At 75.7% G+C, this 18,913-nt stretch carries 17 protein-coding genes; 9 read left to right on the plus strand and 8 right to left on the minus strand.

Annotated elements, in window-relative coordinates; genetic code table 11:
- Nucleotides 1-20: 20 nt before the first annotated feature.
- On the minus strand, nucleotides 21-1,367 hold the full coding sequence (locus ACIP5M_RS11250; protein ID WP_401194911.1) for an NUDIX domain-containing protein: 1,347 nt from the start codon (nucleotides 1,365-1,367) through the stop codon (nucleotides 21-23).
- A 631-nt stretch (nucleotides 1,368-1,998) separates the two neighbouring features.
- On the minus strand, nucleotides 1,999-2,163 hold the full coding sequence (locus ACIP5M_RS11255) for a hypothetical protein (RefSeq protein ID WP_401194914.1): 165 nt from the start codon (nucleotides 2,161-2,163) through the stop codon (nucleotides 1,999-2,001).
- A gap of 171 nt (nucleotides 2,164-2,334) precedes the next feature.
- On the opposite strand from ACIP5M_RS11255, the gene ACIP5M_RS11260 reads away from it, so the two are divergent.
- Both ACIP5M_RS11260 and ACIP5M_RS11265 read left to right on the plus strand, forming a co-directional pair.
- Nucleotides 2,335-4,176 carry an RNA ligase family protein gene (locus ACIP5M_RS11260; protein WP_401194917.1) on the plus strand — a complete coding sequence of 614 codons (1,842 nt, stop codon included), beginning with the start codon at nucleotides 2,335-2,337 and terminating at the stop codon, nucleotides 4,174-4,176.
- 5 nt (nucleotides 4,177-4,181) lie between these two features.
- Complete coding sequence (locus ACIP5M_RS11265) at nucleotides 4,182-7,076, plus strand: poly(A) polymerase (RefSeq protein WP_401194919.1); 2,895 nt, start codon at nucleotides 4,182-4,184, stop codon at nucleotides 7,074-7,076.
- A 45-nt stretch (nucleotides 7,077-7,121) separates the two neighbouring features.
- On the opposite strand, the gene ACIP5M_RS11270 is transcribed toward ACIP5M_RS11265, so the two are convergent.
- Nucleotides 7,122-8,039 (minus strand): NADP-dependent oxidoreductase, encoded by a 918-nt coding sequence (locus ACIP5M_RS11270; RefSeq protein ID WP_401195101.1) that lies wholly within the window; start codon nucleotides 8,037-8,039, stop codon nucleotides 7,122-7,124.
- 179 nt (nucleotides 8,040-8,218) lie between these two features.
- Here ACIP5M_RS11270 and ACIP5M_RS11275 point away from each other — a divergent pair, with 179 nt between their 5' ends.
- A complete protein-coding gene (locus tag ACIP5M_RS11275) occupies nucleotides 8,219-8,851 on the plus strand; it encodes an HAD-IA family hydrolase (protein WP_401194922.1) in 633 nt (210 codons plus the stop codon).
- Here ACIP5M_RS11275 and ACIP5M_RS11280 read toward each other — a convergent pair.
- On the minus strand, nucleotides 8,838-9,485 hold the full coding sequence (locus ACIP5M_RS11280) for a nucleoside/nucleotide kinase family protein (RefSeq protein ID WP_401195103.1): 648 nt from the start codon (nucleotides 9,483-9,485) through the stop codon (nucleotides 8,838-8,840). The genes ACIP5M_RS11275 and ACIP5M_RS11280 overlap by 14 nt on opposite strands.
- A 49-nt stretch (nucleotides 9,486-9,534) precedes the next feature.
- Nucleotides 9,535-10,917, minus strand: coding sequence for a sporulation protein (locus ACIP5M_RS11285; protein WP_401194925.1), 1,383 nt, complete (start codon nucleotides 10,915-10,917; stop codon nucleotides 9,535-9,537).
- A gap of 175 nt (nucleotides 10,918-11,092) precedes the next feature.
- Here ACIP5M_RS11285 and ACIP5M_RS11290 point away from each other — a divergent pair, with 175 nt between their 5' ends.
- The 5 genes from ACIP5M_RS11290 to ACIP5M_RS11310 all read left to right on the plus strand — a co-directional run bounded on the left by ACIP5M_RS11290 (nucleotide 11,093) and on the right by ACIP5M_RS11310 (nucleotide 15,702).
- A complete protein-coding gene (locus ACIP5M_RS11290; protein ID WP_401194927.1) occupies nucleotides 11,093-11,473 on the plus strand; it encodes a hypothetical protein in 381 nt (126 codons plus the stop codon).
- A gap of 78 nt (nucleotides 11,474-11,551) precedes the next feature.
- Nucleotides 11,552-12,907: an FAD-dependent oxidoreductase gene (locus tag ACIP5M_RS11295; RefSeq protein WP_401194930.1), complete on the plus strand. Its 1,356-nt coding sequence runs from the start codon at nucleotides 11,552-11,554 to the stop codon at nucleotides 12,905-12,907.
- A gap of 49 nt (nucleotides 12,908-12,956) precedes the next feature.
- Entirely contained in the window at nucleotides 12,957-13,703 is a 747-nt protein-coding gene (locus ACIP5M_RS11300; RefSeq protein WP_401194931.1) for an SDR family oxidoreductase, read from the plus strand.
- A gap of 128 nt (nucleotides 13,704-13,831) precedes the next feature.
- Nucleotides 13,832-14,659 carry a PP2C family protein-serine/threonine phosphatase gene (locus ACIP5M_RS11305; protein ID WP_401194934.1) on the plus strand — a complete coding sequence of 276 codons (828 nt, stop codon included), beginning with the start codon at nucleotides 13,832-13,834 and terminating at the stop codon, nucleotides 14,657-14,659.
- 86 nt (nucleotides 14,660-14,745) lie between these two features.
- Nucleotides 14,746-15,702, plus strand: coding sequence for an MASE1 domain-containing protein (locus ACIP5M_RS11310; RefSeq protein WP_401195104.1), 957 nt, complete (start codon nucleotides 14,746-14,748; stop codon nucleotides 15,700-15,702).
- A gap of 37 nt (nucleotides 15,703-15,739) precedes the next feature.
- Here ACIP5M_RS11310 and ACIP5M_RS11315 read toward each other — a convergent pair whose 3' ends face one another.
- The 3 genes from ACIP5M_RS11315 to ACIP5M_RS11325 all read right to left on the minus strand — a co-directional run bounded on the left by ACIP5M_RS11315 (nucleotide 15,740) and on the right by ACIP5M_RS11325 (nucleotide 18,205).
- A complete protein-coding gene (locus ACIP5M_RS11315; RefSeq protein ID WP_401194936.1) occupies nucleotides 15,740-16,531 on the minus strand; it encodes a peptidoglycan-binding protein in 792 nt (263 codons plus the stop codon).
- 62 nt (nucleotides 16,532-16,593) lie between these two features.
- Nucleotides 16,594-16,755, minus strand: coding sequence for a hypothetical protein (locus ACIP5M_RS11320; RefSeq protein WP_401194939.1), 162 nt, complete (start codon nucleotides 16,753-16,755; stop codon nucleotides 16,594-16,596).
- A 115-nt stretch (nucleotides 16,756-16,870) separates the two neighbouring features.
- Nucleotides 16,871-18,205: an MFS transporter gene (locus ACIP5M_RS11325; RefSeq protein ID WP_401194941.1), complete on the minus strand. Its 1,335-nt coding sequence runs from the start codon at nucleotides 18,203-18,205 to the stop codon at nucleotides 16,871-16,873.
- Nucleotides 18,206-18,437: 232 nt separating this feature from the next.
- Here ACIP5M_RS11325 and ACIP5M_RS11330 point away from each other — a divergent pair, with 232 nt between their 5' ends.
- Nucleotides 18,438-18,878: a hypothetical protein gene (locus ACIP5M_RS11330; protein ID WP_401194943.1), complete on the plus strand. Its 441-nt coding sequence runs from the start codon at nucleotides 18,438-18,440 to the stop codon at nucleotides 18,876-18,878.
- Nucleotides 18,879-18,913: the final 35 nt, after the last annotated feature.

Genomic DNA, 18,913 nt, shown 5'->3' on the forward strand with positions numbered 1-18,913 from the left:
CCGCTGACAGCGGGGGCGGGTTACCAGTGGGTGCCCGACTCGGGGAGTTCGGTGAGCGGGGTGCGGGTGGGGGCCGGAAGGGAGAGGCGGGAGCGGGCGTTGTGGACCGACGCGAGCTCGTGGGCGCCGGCCGGGCCCCAGTCGCTCAGTTCGCGGACCTGCTCGGGGGTGGCCAGCAGCCGGGCGTACGCCAGGTCCGCGGCCGGCGGGACGGCGGTGAGACGGGCCGCGGTGCGGGCGTGGACGGCTCCCTGGTCGCCGACGCGGTAGCCGAGCGGGGCGGCCCCGGCCGTGGGTGCGGCCGACGGGGGCGGCAGGTGGGCGGCGCCGGTGGCCCGCGCGATCAGCAGGAGGACCCGTCCGTCCGGTGCGAATAGCCAGGCCGAGTGGTCCCGTACGGGCAGCTGCCCGGGCACCGGGCCCGCGTGCCAGGCGCCGTGCTGGGGGATCCTGCGCGTGCGGAGCACACCGAGCCGGTCGAGGGCGGTGGGCATGGTGGGGCGGCCGTCCTCCAGCAGGGCGACGCCCGAGCCGTTGATGCGGGCGCGCAGGGCGGACAGGGCGCGGCGGGCGTCGCCCGCGTCCATCAGGGCGGGCAGGTCGGCCGGCTCGGCGAACTGGATGCCGGTGATCTCCTGGTCGGGGAGGCGGACGGAGCCGATCCGGTCCGGGGTCCAGGTGCCGCCGTCGTAGACGAACAGGATCTCGCCGGGGAAGCGCATGGCTGCAGGGAAACCGGGGGTGTCGGCGGGGATCCAGTCCACGGCGAGACCGAGGGGGTAGTGGCCGTCGACGCCCAGCTCCTCACGCAGCTCGCGGGCCGCCGCGGCGCAGGGGGCCTCCCCGGCGTCGACGGCTCCGCCGGGCAGCAGCCGGTCGGCACGGTAGTCGACGCTCTGGACGAGGACGCGGCCGTCGGCGTCGGTGACGAGGACGACGGCCCCGGTCCACAGGGCGGCGCGCGAGGCGCCGTACGCCTCGGGGGTCATCCATGTCCCGGCCCGGCCGGACCGGGGCGCGTCGGCCGGTGAGTCGCCGGCCGGTGGTTCGCCGGGCGGGCATTCGCCGGGCCGGGGTTCGCCGCGCAGGGGTCCGTCGCGCAGGGGTCCGTCGCGCAGGGGTCCGTCCGCCCGGGGCTCGCCGGGCCGGCCGTCCGGGGCCACGGACCCATCGGCCACGGACCCATCGGGCAAGGTCTCCTCGGGCATGGACTCCTCGGGCCGGGTCTCCTCGGCCACGCACCCATCGGCCGCGTACCCATCGGGCAGGGCCTCCTCGGGCCGGGTCTCCTCGGGCACGGACTCCTCGGCCACCGCCTCCTCGGGCCGGGTCTCCTCGGGCACGGCCTCGTCGGTCAGCTGCGGCATCGGAACTCCGTTCACCGTGGGTGGACCCGCCGACTGTGCAACACCGGGGACGACCCCCTGGTTACGGCGGCCCGGGACCCGGACCGGACACCCTGCGCTTTGCCGCCCCTATACCTCCTTATTACCTGGTTATGCAGCTCCTGCTACGGTCCGAACGCGGACTGGCGGCCTGAAAACCGCCGGTCCGACCACGTCACCGGCCGCCCCCCGCGGAAACCGGGCGGAGGCCGGGCGGACCTGCGGCGGGCTGCCCGTACGGACCCGGGCCGGAGTACGGGCGCCCGCGCCCGGAGTCACGTACCCGCCCCCAGGTCACCCGTCCGCGTGACGGGGGCGCGACTCCGGCGGCCCGGGTACGGCAGGGTGGGCGGATGCAGCTGCGCCGGGCCCTGCCCCTGACCCTTGCCGCACTCGCGATGGCCACCGGATGCGTGACCGTGAACCCCGCCGCCCCGCCGGACTCCCCACGGCTGGGCCCCGCGGCGGTCCGCACGGAGCCCCGCCGGCCGACGCCCCCCGCCTGGCCGTTGGGACGGCTGCCCGGGGCATCCGTATCGGTGGAGCCGGCCGGACCGGCGGCGGTGCCGGAGCCTCCCGCCTCCCCCGCCTCCCCCGCCGCACCCCGGCCCCCTCACCGGGCCGGGCCCGGCCGCCCGTACGCCCCGTCGAAGCCCCACAGGCGGACCTCCTCGAAACCGAAGGCAAGGGCGAAGGCCAAGCCGAAGGCCGCCAGGGTCAAGGCCAAGGCCCCCGCGAAAGCCAGGCCCCGCCCGGCGCAGGGGGGTGCGTACGACATGACGTCCTGGTGCGAGGCGGGCCGCGGCACGGTGTCGCCCTCGATCCTGGCCCTCTGCCGTTAGCCCCCCCCCCCGCCGCGCACGGACCACCCCGCCGTTATTGGGTGGATGCGCCCGGCTCCGGATACTTACAGTGACGACGTACCCCATTCGTCGGCCAGGAGCGGACCATGCGCACCCCCTATCCCCGGACCCCTCATCTGCCCTGGTCACCCGGGGTGGGCGCGGATGACGTCCGGGCCGCTGCCGATCTGGCCGGGCTGACCGGGCGGGAGGTGGTGGTCACCGAGAAGCTCGACGGGGAGAACACCACCCTGTACGCCGACGGACTGCACGCCCGCTCGCTCGACTCGGGGCACCATCCCTCGCGCGCCTGGGTGAAGGGCCTGCAGGGGCGGATCGGCGCGGGCATCCCGCTCGGCTGGCGGGTGTGCGGGGAGAACCTGTACGCCCGCCACTCCCTCCCGTACGAGGACCTGGACAGCTGGTTCTACGGGTTCTCGGTGTGGGACGGCGACCAGTGCCTCGGCTGGGACCGGACCGTAACGTTCCTGCGGGGCATCGGGGTGCCGACCCCGCGCGTGCTGTGGAGGGGTGTCTTCGACGAGCGGGCGCTGCGCAGGCTGCGGCTCGACACCACCCGGACGGAGGGGTACGTCGTGCGCACCGTGGACGGCTTCGCGCGCGCGGACTTCGCGCGGTGCGTGGCCAAGTGGGTGCGGGGCGGGCACGTCCAGACCGACACGCACTGGATGTACGCGCAGGTGGTACCCAACGGGCTGGGGCCGCAGGCCCCGCTGTGGGCGGTGCGGTCGGGCGCGGAGCCCGATGTGGCGGGGCTGTCGGCCGCCCTGGGGGCCGGAACCGGGGACGGGGCCGAAGCCACGGCCGCGCCCACGGCCGCAGCGACAGCCACAGCCACAGCCACAGCCACAGCCGAGACAGTGGCCGAGGTCGGTGAAGTGACCGCCCGGATCGACGCGTTGGGCCGCACCGGCGAGGCCCGGCTGGCCGGCGTACTGGCCGCGATGCTGCGCCGGGTACCCCGCGCCCGCCTCGCGGCGGAGCTGGCGGCGGGCCCGGCCGGGATGTCCCTCGCGCGGCGGGTGGCCGACCTGGTCGGGCTGTACCCGGCGCTCCAGCGGCCGTTCCCCGACGCGGAGCGGCGCGCCGGCCTGGTACGGATGGCCGTCGCGGCCGACCTGGGCGTGCTGCACGCGCTCGCCGGTGCGACGGCCGGCGACCCCGGGGCGCGGGAGAGCGTGGAGTGGTCCGCGCTGTACGCCGAGGAGGCGGGGCTGCTCGGCGCGGACCCGCTCGGGCCCCTGCGCGCCGGGCTGCGCGAAGCCCTGGCCGGCCTGGAGCCGGAGGGAGCCGACCGCTGCTGGGCCGAGGCCCGCGACGCCTTCGCGCGGGGCGGTATCTCCACCCCGGAGGAGGCGGTCGCGGCGACCTGGCGGTGGCGGGGCGCGGCCTTCCCCCGGCTGGTACAGCTGTGCGGGCCCTCGGGCAGCGGCAAGAGCACCTTCGCTCGGAGCCTGCCCGGCGTGTCCGCCTACGTGAGTCTCGACGATCTGCGGGCCGCCCGGGGGTCCCGCGCGGACCAGCGGGCCAACGCGGACGTCCTGCGCGAGGGCCTGGACCGGCTGGACACGGCCCTGGCGGCCGGCGGGACCGTGGTCTGGGACGCCACCTCCCTCACCGAGCAGCAGCGCGGTCTGGCCGGTTCGATCGCCCGGCGCCGCGACGCGCTGGTCACCCATGCGGTGGTGCTGGTCGAGGAGGCGGAGCTGCTGCGGCGCAACGGCGTGCGGGCGCATCCCGTACCGGCGACGGTGCTGGCCGGGCAGCTGCACCGGTTCAGTCCGCCGTATCCGGGTCAGGCGCACCGGACCTGGTACGTGGGGGCGGGCGGAGCCGTGGAGGACACGGCGGGGGTGCTGCGGGGCCACGGCGATCCGGGCGCGCCGGGCACCACTGGCGGTCCGGGCACCACGGGCGGGGAGGCCTGATTCCGATGCGTACCAGTGAGGAGCTCTACCACCAGGTCCGCTGGGACCCGCGGTTCGATCCGGCGCGGTTCGTGCTCGGTCTGCTCCAGCGCGGGGCCGCCCCCAAGCGGGTTCCGTTGCCTGCCTTCGTGCCCGGCGGGGACATCCCCTGGCACCGGGTGCTGTTCGTCGAGGCGGACGGTGAGCTGGTGTGGGACCGGGCCACGGGGGTGGACCGGATCGACGTCACGGAGGCGGGACGGGTGCGCGAACCCCGCCTGCTGCGGGCCCCGTTCTTCACCGCCCGGACCCCGCACGCGTGGGATCCCTCGGCCGGCGGCGCCTGGCGGCCCGTGCCGGTGCCGGCGCCCGGGTTCGGCGGGGCCGGCGCCCCCGACACCGTCCGGCTGCTGACGTGGAACACGCTCTGGGACCGCTACGACGCCCCGCGGATCGCCACCGCGCGGCGCAGGCCGCTCCTGCTGGCCGAGCTGGCGGCCGCCGACGCCGATGTCATCGCGCTCCAGGAGGTCGAGCCGTCGCTGCTGGCGATGCTGCTGGCGGCGCCGTGGGTGCGGGCCGGGTACACGGTCGGCACGGATCCGGGCGGGCGGGACGTCGCCGACTGCGGGCTGCTGGTACTGAGCCGGTTGCCGGTGCGGGAGGCCGGGCTGCACATGTTCGGCCCGCACAAGGCGGTCACGGCGGTGACGGTGGACACGGCGGCCGGACCTCTGGTCGTCGCCGCCACCCACCTGACGAGCGATCACACCGACGGCGGAGAGCTGCGCCGGGTCACGGAGACGGCCCGCCTCGCCGAGGGCCTGGGCGGGATCGGGGCCGCCGTGGCCCTGCTGGGCGACTTCAACGACGGCCGGTCCGGGTCCGAGGGGCCCGCGGGCGTCCTGGGGATGCGGGACGCCTGGAGCGAGGTACACGGGCCGGCGGACGATACCCCCACCTTCGATCCGGTGGCCAATCCGCTGGCCGCGGTGGCCTCCCTGTCAGGGCGGGCCGCACGGCTGGACCGGATCCTGCTGACGCCCTCCGAGGCCCGGGTCACGGCGGCGGCGCTGCGGGGGAACGCACCGGGCCCGGAAGGGCTCTTCGTCTCCGACCACTACGGGGTGGAGGCGACGCTGGAATGCGGGGCGGCGAGCGGCAGGCCGCCCGCGCGGCTCGGCACACCGGCGACGGCACGCACGGCCGTGGCCTGGCTTCCACCGCAACTCCCCGCCGTGATCGAGGAGCTGAGGCGTCAGTACGACCCGCAGGCCGACCGCTGGCCCGCGCACGTGAACCTGCTGTTCGGCTTCGTCCCCGAGTCCTCGTTCGAGGAGGCCCTGCCGCTGCTCGCCGAAGTGGCCTCGGCGACGCCACCATTCACCGCACGGCTGGAGGGGGTGGACAGCTTCGGCCACCGGGAGGACGCCACCCTGTGGCTGGATCCGGCGGCAGCCGGCGACGCACCGTGGCAGGAGCTCCGCCGGGCGCTGACCCTGCGGTTCCCGGGGTGCCGGGGGCGCGCCGAGGGCTACACCCCGCACCTGACGCTCGGGCGCAGCAGCGATCCGCAGCGGGCGCTCGCGGAGTTCGCGGCCCGGCTCGGCGACGGGCCGGACCGTGAGCAGCTGGTCGCCCGGGTCGGGGAGCTGGCCGTGCTCTCGCGGCGCGGTGACGGGCCGATGCGGACCCGGGCGGTCGTGGAGCTGGGCACGGGCCGGGTGCGGTGGCTGCCGGAGCCCGCGCCCGAGGAGGGCGTCGAGCCGCCGGGCGCCGCGGAGTCGGTCACCGCGCGGATCGCCGGCGCGCTGGCCGACGGCGTGGTGCACGTGGCCGGATCGCGCCGCATGGGCTGCGCGCTGCCCGGGGCGGACCTCGATCTGGTGGCGGTGCTCCCGGGGGCGGCCGGTATCGCCGGAGTGCGGGACCGGGTGGCGGCCGCGCTCCCCGACGCCGTACGCCTGCGCGAGGTGACGGGCGCGCGGGTGCCGGGGCTGCGGTTCCGGGTGGCGGGACTGGATGTGGACCTGGTCGTCGTGGCCACCGGCGCGCTCGATCCGGCGCAGGCGGTGGCGCGGCGGGCGGAACTGGGCGAGGCCGCCGCCGTCGCGCTGAGCGCGGTGAGCGACGCGGAGGCCGTACGGGGCTTCGTGGGCGCGGAGCGAGGAACGGACCAGGGCGCGGAGCACGCCGCCTTCGCCCGGCTGGCGCGCGAGGTCAAGGCCTGGGCCCGGGCCCGGGGTCTGGACTCGGCGCCGTTCGGCGGGCTGCCCGGGCTGGCCTGGGCCGTACTCGCCGCGCGCACGGTCCGCGGGGCCCGCGACCTCTCCCCGGCCGCGCTGCGCCTGGACTTCTTCGGAACCTGGGCGGCCTGGGACTGGCGGGACCCGGTCGGCCTGACCGACGCCCCCGCGGCTCCGGGGCCGGATCCGGTCACGGTGCTCACCCCCTCCGAGCCGGTCCGCAGCTGCACGGCCCAAGTGGGGCCGGGTCTACGGGACCTGCTGGGGCGGGAGCTGTACCGGGCCTGGGAGCTGCTGGACGCGGCCCCCGGCGATGTCGGCGCCGTCCTGGCCGCGCCCCCGCTGCACCGCCGGCACGCGGCCTGGGCGGTGGTGACCGTACGGGCGCCCGGGGAGCGGGAGTTCGAGGAGGCGCTGGGCCGGACCCGTGGCCGGCTGCGGGCGCTGCTCGGCGCCCTGGAGGAGGCCGGCATCGCGGACGCGCACGCCTGGCCGCACCCCTTCGACCCGGCCCCGGGCCGCGTCCGGTACGCGATCGGCCTCGGTGCCGATGCGCCGGACGCGACCCGGCTGGCCGCGGCGGCCGAGCCGTGGTCGCGCGGTCTGCCCGGCGTCGAGGTCACCTGGGCGGCCTGTGGCGAGGTTCCCGACGTGGGCCCGGCAGCCGCGGGGTGACGTACCGGATGCCGCCGGGACGGCGCCCTGCCGGCAGGCCGCGCGTCAAACCTCGATGACGATCTTTCCGGCGGCGTGTCCGCCCTGGCTCAGTTCGAAGGCCGCCGCCAGCTCGTTCAGCGGGAAGGTCTTGGCGATCGGCACCTTCAGCTGCCCGGAGTCGGCGAGCCGGCCCAGTTCGGCGAGGTCGCTGCCGACCGGGCGGACCCACATCCACTGCCCGCCCGAACCGAGCACGGTGGGGTCGGTGATGGAGGCGTGCCGGCCGTCGTCGTGCAGGACCTTGCGGGTGACGTCGAGGACACCCCCGACGAAGTCCGCGGCGACGGTCACGCCGTCGGGGACGAGCGCGAGAACCCGCTCGGCGAGCCCGTCCCCGTACGCGACGGGCTCGGCGCCGAGCTCCCGCACCCGGTCGTGGTTGCGCGGCGAGGCGGTGCCGATGACCCGCGCCCCGAGTGCGCGGGCGATCTGCACGCCCATCGATCCGACTCCGCCGGCCGCGCCGTGGATCAGCACCGTGTCGTCCTTGCCGGTGCCGAGCCGGGTGAGCAGCTGGTAGGCGGTGAGCCCGGCGAGCGGCAGCCCCGCGGCTTCCGCCCAGTCGAGGGAGGTGGGCTTGTGCGCGAGGGCGCGGACGGGCACGGTGACGAACTCGGCGAAGGTGCCGCCGCGCACGTGGTCCTTGCGGGCGTAGGCCATGACCTCGTCGCCCTCGGCGTACTCGGGTACGTCGAGGCCGACGCGCTCGACGGTGCCGGCCACGTCCCAGCCGGGGACGACCGGGTAGAAGGCGTCCATCATGCCGTCGAGGCCGCCCGCCATGATCTTCCAGTCGACGGGATTGACCGCCGCGCACTTCACCCGGACGAGGACCTCACCGGGCCCGACCTTCGGCACCGGCAGCCGCATCTCGGAGAGCACCTCCGTCCCGCCGTACGTCTCGTACGCCATCGCCCGCATGGTGGCCTCGGCCATGTTCCCGACCTCTCCGTGAGCTGGTGGACCCACCCCCGGGCCCCATCCCACCACGCGGGCGGCGCCCGTTCCGAGAAGCGCGGCGGGCGGGGAAGAAGAGCCCGTACGGGCACGTGCGTCATCCTCCGGACCGGTGGCCGGGCCGCCGCTGACATGATCGGGACATGATCGGCGAACCGAAGCGGTATGTCCTGTTCGATGTCGACGGCACCTTGATCGACGCCGTCGACAACCAGCGGCGTGTGTGGCACACGTGGGCGGAGCGCCACGCGCTCGACCCCGACGAGGTCCACCGAGTGGCCCTGCGGACCAGGCCCGTCGAGACCTTCGCGCAGGTCGCACCGGACCGGGACCCGCGGGAGTGCCTGGCCGCACTGCACGAGCTGGAGGACGAAGACGTCCGGTCGGGTGTCTACGGGGCCTTCGACGGCGCCTCGGACCTGCTGGCCGCCCTCCGCCCCGGGGGCTGGGCGCTGGTGACCTCGAACTACGAGCACCGGGTGCGCGGCCGGTTCGCCCGTACCGGTCTGCCGGTCCCCGAGGTCCTGGTCGACGCGGCCGCGGTCGAGGAGGGCAAGCCGTCGCCCGCGCCCTACCTGCGGGCTGCCGCGCGGCTCGGCGCCGACCCGCAGGACTGCCTGGTGATCGAGGACGCCCCGTCCGGCGTGCAGGCCGGGCTGCGGGCCGGGATGACGGTGTGGGGGGTCAACGCGCCCGTCGCCGTGGACGGGGTGCACCGCCATTTCGCCACCCTGCGCGAGGCGGTCGGCGACATCCTCGCCTTCACCAGCCGATGACCCGGTCCGCCCGCTCTCGGCCGGGGGCGATCAGGCGGGCGTTGGACTCGTCCGAGCGCATCACCCAGGCACGGGCCTGCGCGGGGTCCTTGCCGTGGCGCACGTGGCGGTCGATCAGGCGGCGGACGCGCAGGGTGTCGTCGGGTGCGAGGTACCACGCCTCGTCGAGCAGGGGCCGGACGCGGGCCCACTCCCCCGCGTCGTGGAGGAGGTAGTTCCCCTCGGTGATCACCAGGGGTACGGCGGGCCCCACGGGGACGCTCCCCGCGATCGGCTCCTCGAGCGAGCGGTCAAAGGCCGGTGCGTAGACCGTACCGTCGCCCGGTTCGCGCAGCCGGCGGAGCAGGGCCGTGTAGCCGTGCACGTCGAAGGTGTCGGGGGCTCCCTTGCGGTGGGCGCGGCCCAGGCGCCCCAATTCGGCCTGGGCGAGGTGGAAGCCGTCCATCGGCACCACCACCGCCAGCTCCGGTCCCAGCGCCTCGGCCAGTCTCCCGGCGAGCGTCGACTTGCCCGCTCCGGGCGGCCCGGCGATCCCGAGGATGCGCCGCCGACCGCTCCCGCCGCCGCTGTGGTCCTTCTCCTCCTGGCGGCGGCCGCCCGCCAGCGCGCGGGCCCGCGCCGCCAGTTCCGTCATCTCCACGCTCCCATCCTGCCCGAGCGGGGAGGCGGGCCGGTGCCCTGCCTCATGCCGCCGCGAGGCTCGCGGCCAGGGTGCGTACGTCGCGGAGGTACTCGGTGACCCGCGGTTCGTGCCTCCAGGGATGGAGCGCGTTCGTGAAGATCCTGAGGTAGTCGATCCCACGGACCGTCTGGAGGCGGGAGAAGAGCTGGAGCGACTCCCGGCCGAGGGACAGGGCGGCCTCCAGCTCTCCCTGCTGGGCGTGGGCGGTGGCCAGCACGGACAGGCGGATCCCTCGGGACCGGGCGAACGCGTCTCCGGGCATCGCACCCAGCGCGTGCCAGGCGAAGGTGGACTTGGGGCGTCCGAGGTCGCGGAAGCTCTCGGTGGCGTCGGTGATGACCCGCTGGCGGGTGAAGAAGTCGATCCAGGCGCGTTCTCCCGAGCCTTCCGTCTCCCCCCGCTCCAGCAGCCGCTCGGAGGCGGCCAGGCACGCGGACGCCGCCGGGGCGTCGCCCTCCCTCGCGTGCGCCCTGGCCTCGATCAGTTTGGCGAAGCCCAGTACGCGGGGATCCGCGGCCGGAACCCGCTCGTAGGCGCCCTGTGCCATGTCGATGGCCTGCGAGGAGAAGCCCCGCATCATCGCCTGCATCGCCATGGTGGTGAGGATGTACGCGCCCAGGTGGATGTCACCGCCGGCCTTGGCCATCCGCAGCGCCTGGATGTAGTGCCGCTGTGCCTTCTGGTGCTCGCCCGCGTCGAAGGCCGTCCAGCCGGCCAGCCGGGCCATCTCGGCCGTCACGGAGAAGAGTTCGCGTCCGTCCTGCTCGGAGTAGCGGCCGCGCAGGAGCGGCGTGACCCGCGTGTAGAGGTACTCGCTCAGCGACTGGGACTTCCACGCCGCGCCGCCGAACCGCGAGTCCCAGGTCCGGGCCGCGTCGGCGGCCGCCCGGAGTTCCTCGATGTGCGTGCGGCCGATGGTCGCGGTCGTGGACGAGGCCGGCACCGGCTCGGTGGGGCTGACCAGCCACCGGGTCACGGGCTCGGAGAACGCGGAGGCCGCGAAGGGCGCTGCGGCAAGGAAGTTCCGTCGGTTCACCATGCTCCAATACGAGGTCGCTTCGTCGACCGCCTGCTGCCGGTCCCTGGGGAAGGTGAGCCCCGCCGACCGGCCGGGACGGGCCCCGTCCATTCCGATGTCCGCGGCGCTCACCGGCCGCCCGAGCACCTCGGTGAGCACGGTGCCGATGTGCTGCGGCACCGGCCACTTGGGCTGCATGCCCCTGCGGCACCAGTTGGCCACCGAGGTATGGGTGTACTCGGTCGTGATCCCCTCGGAACGGCAGATCTCATTCAGCCGGAAGGCCAGCCGTTTGTGGCTGATCCCGGATTCCTCTATCACCTTGACCAGCCGGTGGTTCACCGCGTGCTGTGGTTGCTCCGCCATCGGAGTCTCCTGCCCTCAACGTCAGGCGCGTCCCGAACTCCATGGTAGTGAAGGGCAGTTGACATGAGCCTTCGCTCCGATTCGTGAGCCCCCTCTGTGAGCCCTGTGCTCCGCCCCGGGCGCTGGTCTCCTGGTGGGACATCGACGGAATCACCCGGACGAGGGGCTGGAACCGATGACGCGGATGACGAACGAGGCGCACGACACCGACCGGTCGGCGAAGACGAAGACGAAGACGAAGACGAACGGGACGAGGGCCCGGATCGCCACCGCCGGCGGACGGTGGTCCCGGCACGCGGCCGGCCGGGGCCTGGCGCCGGCCCTCGCCCTGATCCCCGCACTGGTCGAGGCGCTCCCGCCCTGGCTGCTCGTCCTCGGCATCGCCGCGCTCGTCATGGCCGCGGGCCGGCACGGGCAGCCGGGACCGGCTCCGGAGCACGTCCGCAACGGCGTGGACGCCGGCCCGCCCCGCGCGGGACGGCCCGTGCCCCGGGGGGCGCACCACCGTGTGCGCGCCCCGCGGCGCGGGGGTCCGGCAGGGCGGAGCAGGAGGTAGGGGTCCTCCCGCCGCGGGGGCGGCCGTAGGGTGCTGACGGGAAGCCCCGCTCGGGGCTCCGGGAAGGGGAGACACCTCATGCAGCACGTTGCGGTCCTGGGCGGAAGTGTCGCGGGACTCGCCGCTGTTCGGGCGTTACGGAGTTCCGGGGTCAGGGTGACCCTGGTCGAGCCCGACGGCCTGGGCGGCGTGGCGGAAGGAGCCGGGGCCGGCCGCAAGGGGGTGCCGCAGAGCGGGCAGCTGCACGCACTGCTCGACATGGGGCGCACGCAGGCGGAGCGCTGGTTCCCCGGCCTGTCGGACGAATTGGTGCAGCACGGGGCGGTATTGGGCTCCGGAGAGGAGATCCAGCTGTTCGCGGGCGGTACGCGCAAGGTCGCCGTCCCGGGCAACGAGCTCATCGGGACCACGCGCCGCCTCCTGGAGGACCGCATCCGCCGCCGGACCCTCGCCGACGAGCACCTGACGGTGGTGCGGGGCCGGGCCTGCGGCCTGCGCTTCGAGGGCGGGCGCGTGACCGGCGTCCTTCTCCAGGGGGCCGACGGCGGTCCGGAGACCTGCCTTGCGGTCGACGCCGTCGTCGACGCCATGGGCCGCTCCAGCCGGCTGACCTCCTGGCTGCGGGACGGCGGCTGGCCCGAGCCGCCCGTCGACCGCATGAGGATCGACCTCGGCTACGCCACCGGCCTGTTCCGCCGCGGCGCGGAACTGCCCGGCGTACGCGTCGCGCACCAGCTGCCCCTCGCGGCCACCCTGGACCGGCAGCCCGACACCGGCGCGATGGCAGCCGTCGAGGGCGACCGCTGGATGGTGGTCATCGCCGCCTACGCGGACCGCAGGCTCAGCCGCGACCGGAACGCCTTCCTCCAGCGCATGCGCGCCATGGAGGCCGAGCCGTTCGGCGTCGTCGCCCGACGGTGCGAGCTGCTCGGCGAGGTCGAGACGTACACGATGGCGCACTCCATGCGGCGCAACTGGTCCCGGACGGAGCGGCTGCCCGGCGGCCTGTTCGCCGTCGGGGACGCCGTCGCCTCCTTCAACCCCGTCTACGGCCAGGGGATGACCTCCGCCTTCCTGCACGCCTCGTGCCTCGCCGCCCACCTTCGCAAGGGCGCCGACCTCAGGGCGCCGGCCGTCGGCTACTTCGAGCACGTGCGGGTCGTCGTCGACGCGGCGTGGAAGGTCTCCACCCTCTCGGACCTCGCCCGGCCCCACGTGACCGGGCCCTACCCGCGCGGCTACCGGCTCGCCAAGGCCCTCTCCGACCGGTTGGGCGAGGCCTCCGTGACGGACGCCTGGGTCAACGAGCGCTTCCTCGACGTGGTCAACATGCGCCGCCACCCCGCCGACCTGGAAACGCCGCACTTCTGGTGGCGCGTCGGCAGGGCGCTGCTGTCGCGGCGCGCCGCTGCGGCCCGTTCGGAGGGGTGTTAGCCTGCCGCGCCGCGAAGGCACTGCGGCGCGGCTCATAGGGGAGGCTCACATGTCACATCGTCGTCCGGTCACCGTCGTCACCGGGGGCAGCAGGGGGATCGGCGCCGCCACCTGCCTGCGGCTCGCCGCGGACGGACACGACCTGGCGCTGGGCTACGTCCACGACGAGGAGGCGGCCGAGAAGACCGCCGACCGGATACGGGCCGCGGGGGCGCGCTGTGTCACCGTACGCGCGGACACCTCCGAGGAGTGCGGTGTCGAGCGGCTGTTCGACATCGCCGGCGCGGAACTCGGCACGGTGACGGGGCTGGTCAACAACGCCGGGGTGACCGGCCCGCTGGGCCGGCTCGCCGACGCCCGGACCGAGGACCTGCGGCGCGTGGTCGAGGTCAACCTCCTGGGGTACCTGCTGTGCTGCCGCCGGGCCGCCCGGGACATGGCCGCGGCGGGCGGCGGGGCGATCGTCAACGTCTCCTCGGCCGCCGCGACCCTCGGCAGCCCCGGGGACTACGTCCACTACGCCGCGACCAAGGCCGCCGCCGACGCCCTGACCATCGGCCTCTCCAAGGAGCTCGGCCCGGACGGGATCCGGGTCAACGCCGTGGCGCCCGGCATCATCGAAACCGACATGCACGCGGCGATGGGCGACCCCGACCGGCCGGCCCGGGCGGCGGCCGGCATCCCGCTCGGCCGGCCCGGGCAGCCCGAGGAGGTGGCCGGGGCGATCGCCTGGCTGCTGTCCCCGGAGGCCTCGTACACGACGGGAGCCGTGCTTCGGGTCTCCGGCGGCCGCTGAGGTCCGCAACGGCCCTGGTACGGCCTCGGTACGGCCCCGGAGCAGGCCGGGCCGCCGCTGCCTGAGCGCACCGCGCCGACCGCAAATATGATGAGCACGGGCCTTTCGCGCGGCGGAAGGAGTGGCCCATGAGCCCGCATCGTCATCCGCGGGCCGCGAGCGCCGACCTCCTGTCCAGGCTGGGCCGGCTCACCGCCCAGGCCCGGGAAGGGGCGGAACTGCAGCAGGCGCGGGTGCGGCTGGCCGAGGTGCTGCAACGTGCGATGCTGCCCGCCTCGCTGCCCGTCCTGCCGGGGCTGCGGGCCGCGGCCCGGTACGCGCCTGCCCGGGACGGCCTGGACATCGGCGGTGACTGGTACGACGGCTTCCGGCTGCCCGACGGGGCGCTCGCCTTCTCCATCGGCGACGTGGAGGGGCACGATGTCGAGGCGGCCGCCTTCATGGGGCAGGTCCGGATCGGACTTCGTGCCGTGGGCTCCGTCGTCGAGGACCCCGGCGAGGTCCTGAGCCGGACCAATGACGTCCTGCTCTCGACGGACGGCGACCTCTTCGCCACGTGCACCCTGCTGCGCTTCGACCCCGAGACCTGGGAGTTCGAGAGCGCCCGCGCAGGACACGTCCCCTCGGTCTGGGCCACCGTGGACGGCGAGTACGGCATCACCGAGGACGACGGCGGGCTGCCGCTGGGCATGCTGCCCGGCGCGGGATACGCCGTGACCCGGCGCCGGCTGACGACGGCGGGCGCGATCGTCCTGCTCACGGACGGGGTGGTCGAAGGGCCGGCGTTCCCGATCGACGTGGGGCTGGAGCGGGTGGCGCAGGTCGTCAGGGAGGCGGCGGCCGCCGAACCCGACGAGATCGCCGCCGAGGTGATGAAGGTGGCCGATTCCACCGGCCACGCCGACGACGCCGCCGTACTCGTCCTCCGGCACGACGCCGCGAGCCGCCGAGTCTGACCCGCCGAGCCACTGAGCCCCCGAGCCACCGAGCGGCCAAGCGCGTGTCACGGCCCGCCCAGGCGCGGCGACTGTTGTCTGATGCTGTGGTGCGCAACCAGGAATGGCGACGCCTCCCCGAAGCTGTTCTGTGGATCCTCGCCGTCGCCGTCGCCTACTACGCGGGCGCGCGGATCGGCCTGCTCCAGCGCGTGGTGGTCGAGGGCGCGATGGTCACGCCCCTGTGGCCGCCCACGGGCATCGCCCTCGCGGCGCTCCTGTGGCGGGGCGTCCTGGTCTGGCCGGGGATCGCCCTGGGCACCTACCTCGCCATCGAGAGCATCAGCACGTTCGACCTCCTCCCCGACGGGGGGATCGTCGCGGGCAACACCCTCGCTCCGGTGTGCGCGTACCTGATGCTCCGCCGGGCCGGCTTCCGCGTCGAGCTGGACCGGCTGCGGGACGGGCTGGCGCTGGTCTTCCTCGGCGGCCTGGTGCCGATGCTGATCAGCTCGACCGCCGGGACCTGGATCCTGATCCTCACCGGCGACCTGGCCCTGGCGAGCTTCTGGTCGACGTGGTCGGCCTGGTGGGCCGGGGACGCGATGGGCGTGCTCGTGGTGACCCCGCTCCTGCTCGTCCTGCGCAGGGCCCGGCTGCCCCGCGACAGCTACCGCCTGGGCGAGTCGGCGGCGCTGGTGGTCGCCGCCGTCGTCCTCACCTTCGTGATCACCCGCAGCTCCCTCTCCCTCCTCTACCTCGTCTTCCCGCTCCTCATCTGGGCGGCGGTCCGCTTCCAGCTGGCCGGGAGCGCGCCGTGCGCCCTGCTCGTCTCCGTCATGGCCAATTCGGCGGCGCGCGACCGCACCGGAGCGTTCGCCCGCCACACCCTCTTCGAGATCATGGTCACCCTCCAGGCGCTCAACGGGGCCGCGGCCCTGACCGGTCTGCTGCTGGCGGCGCTCGTCACCGAGCAGAACAACGTCCGCCTCCAGATCGAACAGGTCTGCGAGGACCTGGCCGAGCTGGTGGAACAGCTCCGCCCTCACGGGCGGGACCAGTGAGACCGCGCGCGCCTGCCCGGACTCCGCGTTGGCCCGTTCAGCCGAACGCGGCCCGCGTGGCCGGGCCGTAGACCCCCTTCGGGTCGCCGGTGATGCCCCGGTCGCTCTGCAGCTGGGCCACACCGCGGCGGGTCTGGCCGTCGTACACGCCGGTGACGGAGACGTACGTGAACCCCTGCCCGTAGAGCCGCCTCTGCAGCTCGCTCACCTCGGGCCCGCGGTCCCCCGGGCGCAGCGTGCCGGCCGCCGCGCCGGGTGACGGCTGCGCTGCGGAGGCGCTCGGCGGAGGCGTCGGCTGCCCGCTGCGGCTCGCGGCCGGAGCGGTGGGGCCGGAGGCCGTCGGTGACGCGGACGGGCGGTCGTCGGCCGGGGCCGAGGTCGCGCCGGCGGCGTCCGGGCTGCGCGCGGGGAGCGCGGGCACGGACAGGTCGGGGGGCCGTGCGGACCGGGGCGGTGGCTGCGGATCGGAGCCGCCCAGCAGGAACACCAGGACCCCGGCCGCGGCGAGCACCGTCAGGGCCACGACGGCGGAGGGCGGGACCCGGCGCCGCTCGCGGCGGCCGGCGGCACGACGACCGGAGCCACCGGCACCGGCCCCCGCACTGACACGGGCGCCGGCACCACCGCGCGCAGCCCGAGCGGCGGCCGGGCCGGCGGCGGCGCGCGCAGGTTCCCGGTCCGGCACCGGGCCGGAAAGGGGCGCGGGCCCGCTCGGCCAGGCCGGGCCGGTTGCCGCCTGCTGGGGCGGTACGCCCGAGGAGGCCACGTACGGGCGTATGAACAGGCGGTCGTCGGGGACGGTCCCGCTCTCATCGGAGTGGTCGGACATGTGTCTCCCCGGCTGGGTCGGGGGCCGGCGCGGCGGTGCGGTGCCGGCCCCGTCCCGGCCGGTCAGGCCCCGCGCCGCCGGGCGGCCGGGACCGTCACGGCGCGTACGGCGGCTCCGCCGGGAGCGCGGCCGGGCGTACCGCCGAGTGCGAGGGAACCGCCGGTCGTGGCCGGGGCGAGCCCCGGTACGGGCAATGAGCGGACGGACACGAGCATCTGGGACATCTCCGAAGTGCAGCTCAAGCGGTGGTTCTCGACCGGCGCACTCTTCACCTCCGGGCACGGCCGGGTCAAGCCGGATGTCCGATCTGCCCCCGTCCATCCGCTCTCTGCCGACGGATCACTTGAGGGCACCGGGCCGGCGGCGGACGGACGTGACCCACACCGTGACCGCCGCCACGAGCATCAGGGCGGCTCCGCCGAACGGGGCGGCGGGGGCGGAGATGCCGTCGACCGCGAGGCCGCCGAGCAGCGCGCCCGCGGCTATGGCCAGGTTGAACATGGCCACCATCAGCGAGGACGCGGCCTCGGTGGCGGCCGGCGCGGCGGTGTTCATCCAGCTCTGGAGGCTCACCGAGACCCCTCCGTACGCGAGCCCCCAGGCGAGCAGCAGCACGGTCCCGGCGGCCGCTCCCGGCAGGACGGCGATCAGGCCGAGGATGCCGGTGAGGCAGGCGCTGACCGTGAGCACCGTACGGTACGGATCGCGCGGCCCGGCCACGAAGTTGCCCGCGACCCCGGCGGCGCCGTAGCCGAGCAGCAGGGTGCTCACGTACGCGGCGTCGATGCCCGAGACGTCCTGCAGGATGGGCCGGACGAAGGTGTAGGCGGCGAACTGCCCGGTCACCACGAGGAAGGTGACGATCACTCCGGCACGCACGGCACGGTTCCCGCGGAGCAGGGCGGGGAGTTCGGGGAAGGTGATGTGCCGGGTCGGCGGCAGCGGGGGCAGCAGCAGGAGGAGCGCGGTCAGCGTGAGGAGTCCGAGGACGCCGACCGCCGCGAAGGCGCTGCGCCAGCCGCCCAGTTCGCCGAGCAGGGTGCCGGCGGGAACGCCGAGCACCGAGGCGGTCGGGACACCGCCGAAGACGAGCGCGGTCGCCCGGCCGACGTGGCGCTCGGGGACCAGCCGGACGGCGAGTCCCCCGGCGATGGCCCAGAAACCGCCGACGCTGACTCCGACGAGCAGGCGGGCGGCCAGGAGGACGGCGAAGTTCGGCGCCGCGGCGGCGGCGAGGTTGGCGGCGGCCATCAGGGCGATGAGTACGCAGAGCACGAGCCGCCGGTCGAGGCGGCCGGCGCCGACGGTGACGAGCGGTGCGCAGAGGCCTGCGACCAGCCCCGGCACGGTCACCATGAGCCCGGCGGTGCCGTCGGACACGCGGAGGTCGGCCCCGACGGGGGTGAGCAGCCCGACGGGCAGCAGCTCGGAGGTGATCAGGCAGAAGATCCCGAGCGCGACGGCGCACACGGCCGCCCAGCCCTTCCATGCGGGGCGGGGGGCTGCTGCGGGGCCCGGCCCGGAATCGGGCGCGGAACCGGGCCCGGGCAGGGAGTCCCGCTCCGGTCTGGCGCCCGGTACGCGGGACGTGTGCGCGCGGCCGGCCCCGGTACCGGAGGCGGGCTCGGGTTCCGGAGCGGGCGCGGGGTTGCCGGGCGCGGCGGCTGCGGTCATGGATCGGTACTCCGTACGGGCGGAACGGCGGGCAGGACACGGCGGCACGGGGTACCGGAGGTCGCGCCTCCGCCGGCACCCGCGCTGCTGCTGCGGTGACCCTCCCATACCGGTGGATCCAGGACCACCCACTGTCCACGCTCCGGCGGCGAATCGATTCCGCTCCGGCGGCGTCACCCGGACGCGTGAGACGGGGGACGGTGCCGGCCGGGCCGTACGGCAAGGTGGTCGGATGCTGTTACGCCGGGCCGTGCCCCTCTCCCTCCTCGCGCTCCTCACGAGCGCCGGCTGCGTCTCCGTCGGCCCGCAGGACGCGGCTCCGGTTCCCGCGCCCGTTCCCGTACGGGATTCCGTGCCGCCCCCGGGGGTGCCGGAGGCGCTGCCCCTGGGGAAGCTGCCGGGGGCGCCCGTGCCTGATCCCGCCGATCCGCAGGCCGGCCCGCGTCAGGCTCCGGCCCCCGGGCGGCCCCACGCCAAGGCTGCCCGGCCGCCCGCCGCACGGCCCGCGAAGCCGGCGGCGACCACCCGCCGCCCGCGCGCGGCCAAACCCGCGCCTCCCCACCCGCGCCGCCAGCCGGTCCCGCCGCCGGGGGCGGACGAGCTGTGCGCGGCCGCCGAGGGCGCGGTACCGCCGTCCATCGTGGACCTCTGCCTGCGCCAGTACGGCCGCTGACCCGCCCCCGCGGGGGCCTCGTGCCCCGGCCCGGG

Origin of the sequence: Streptomyces sp. NPDC088762 (assembly GCF_044750905.1) — a bacterium.
In the GTDB taxonomy this organism is placed as follows: Bacteria; Actinomycetota; Actinomycetes; order Streptomycetales; family Streptomycetaceae; genus Streptomyces.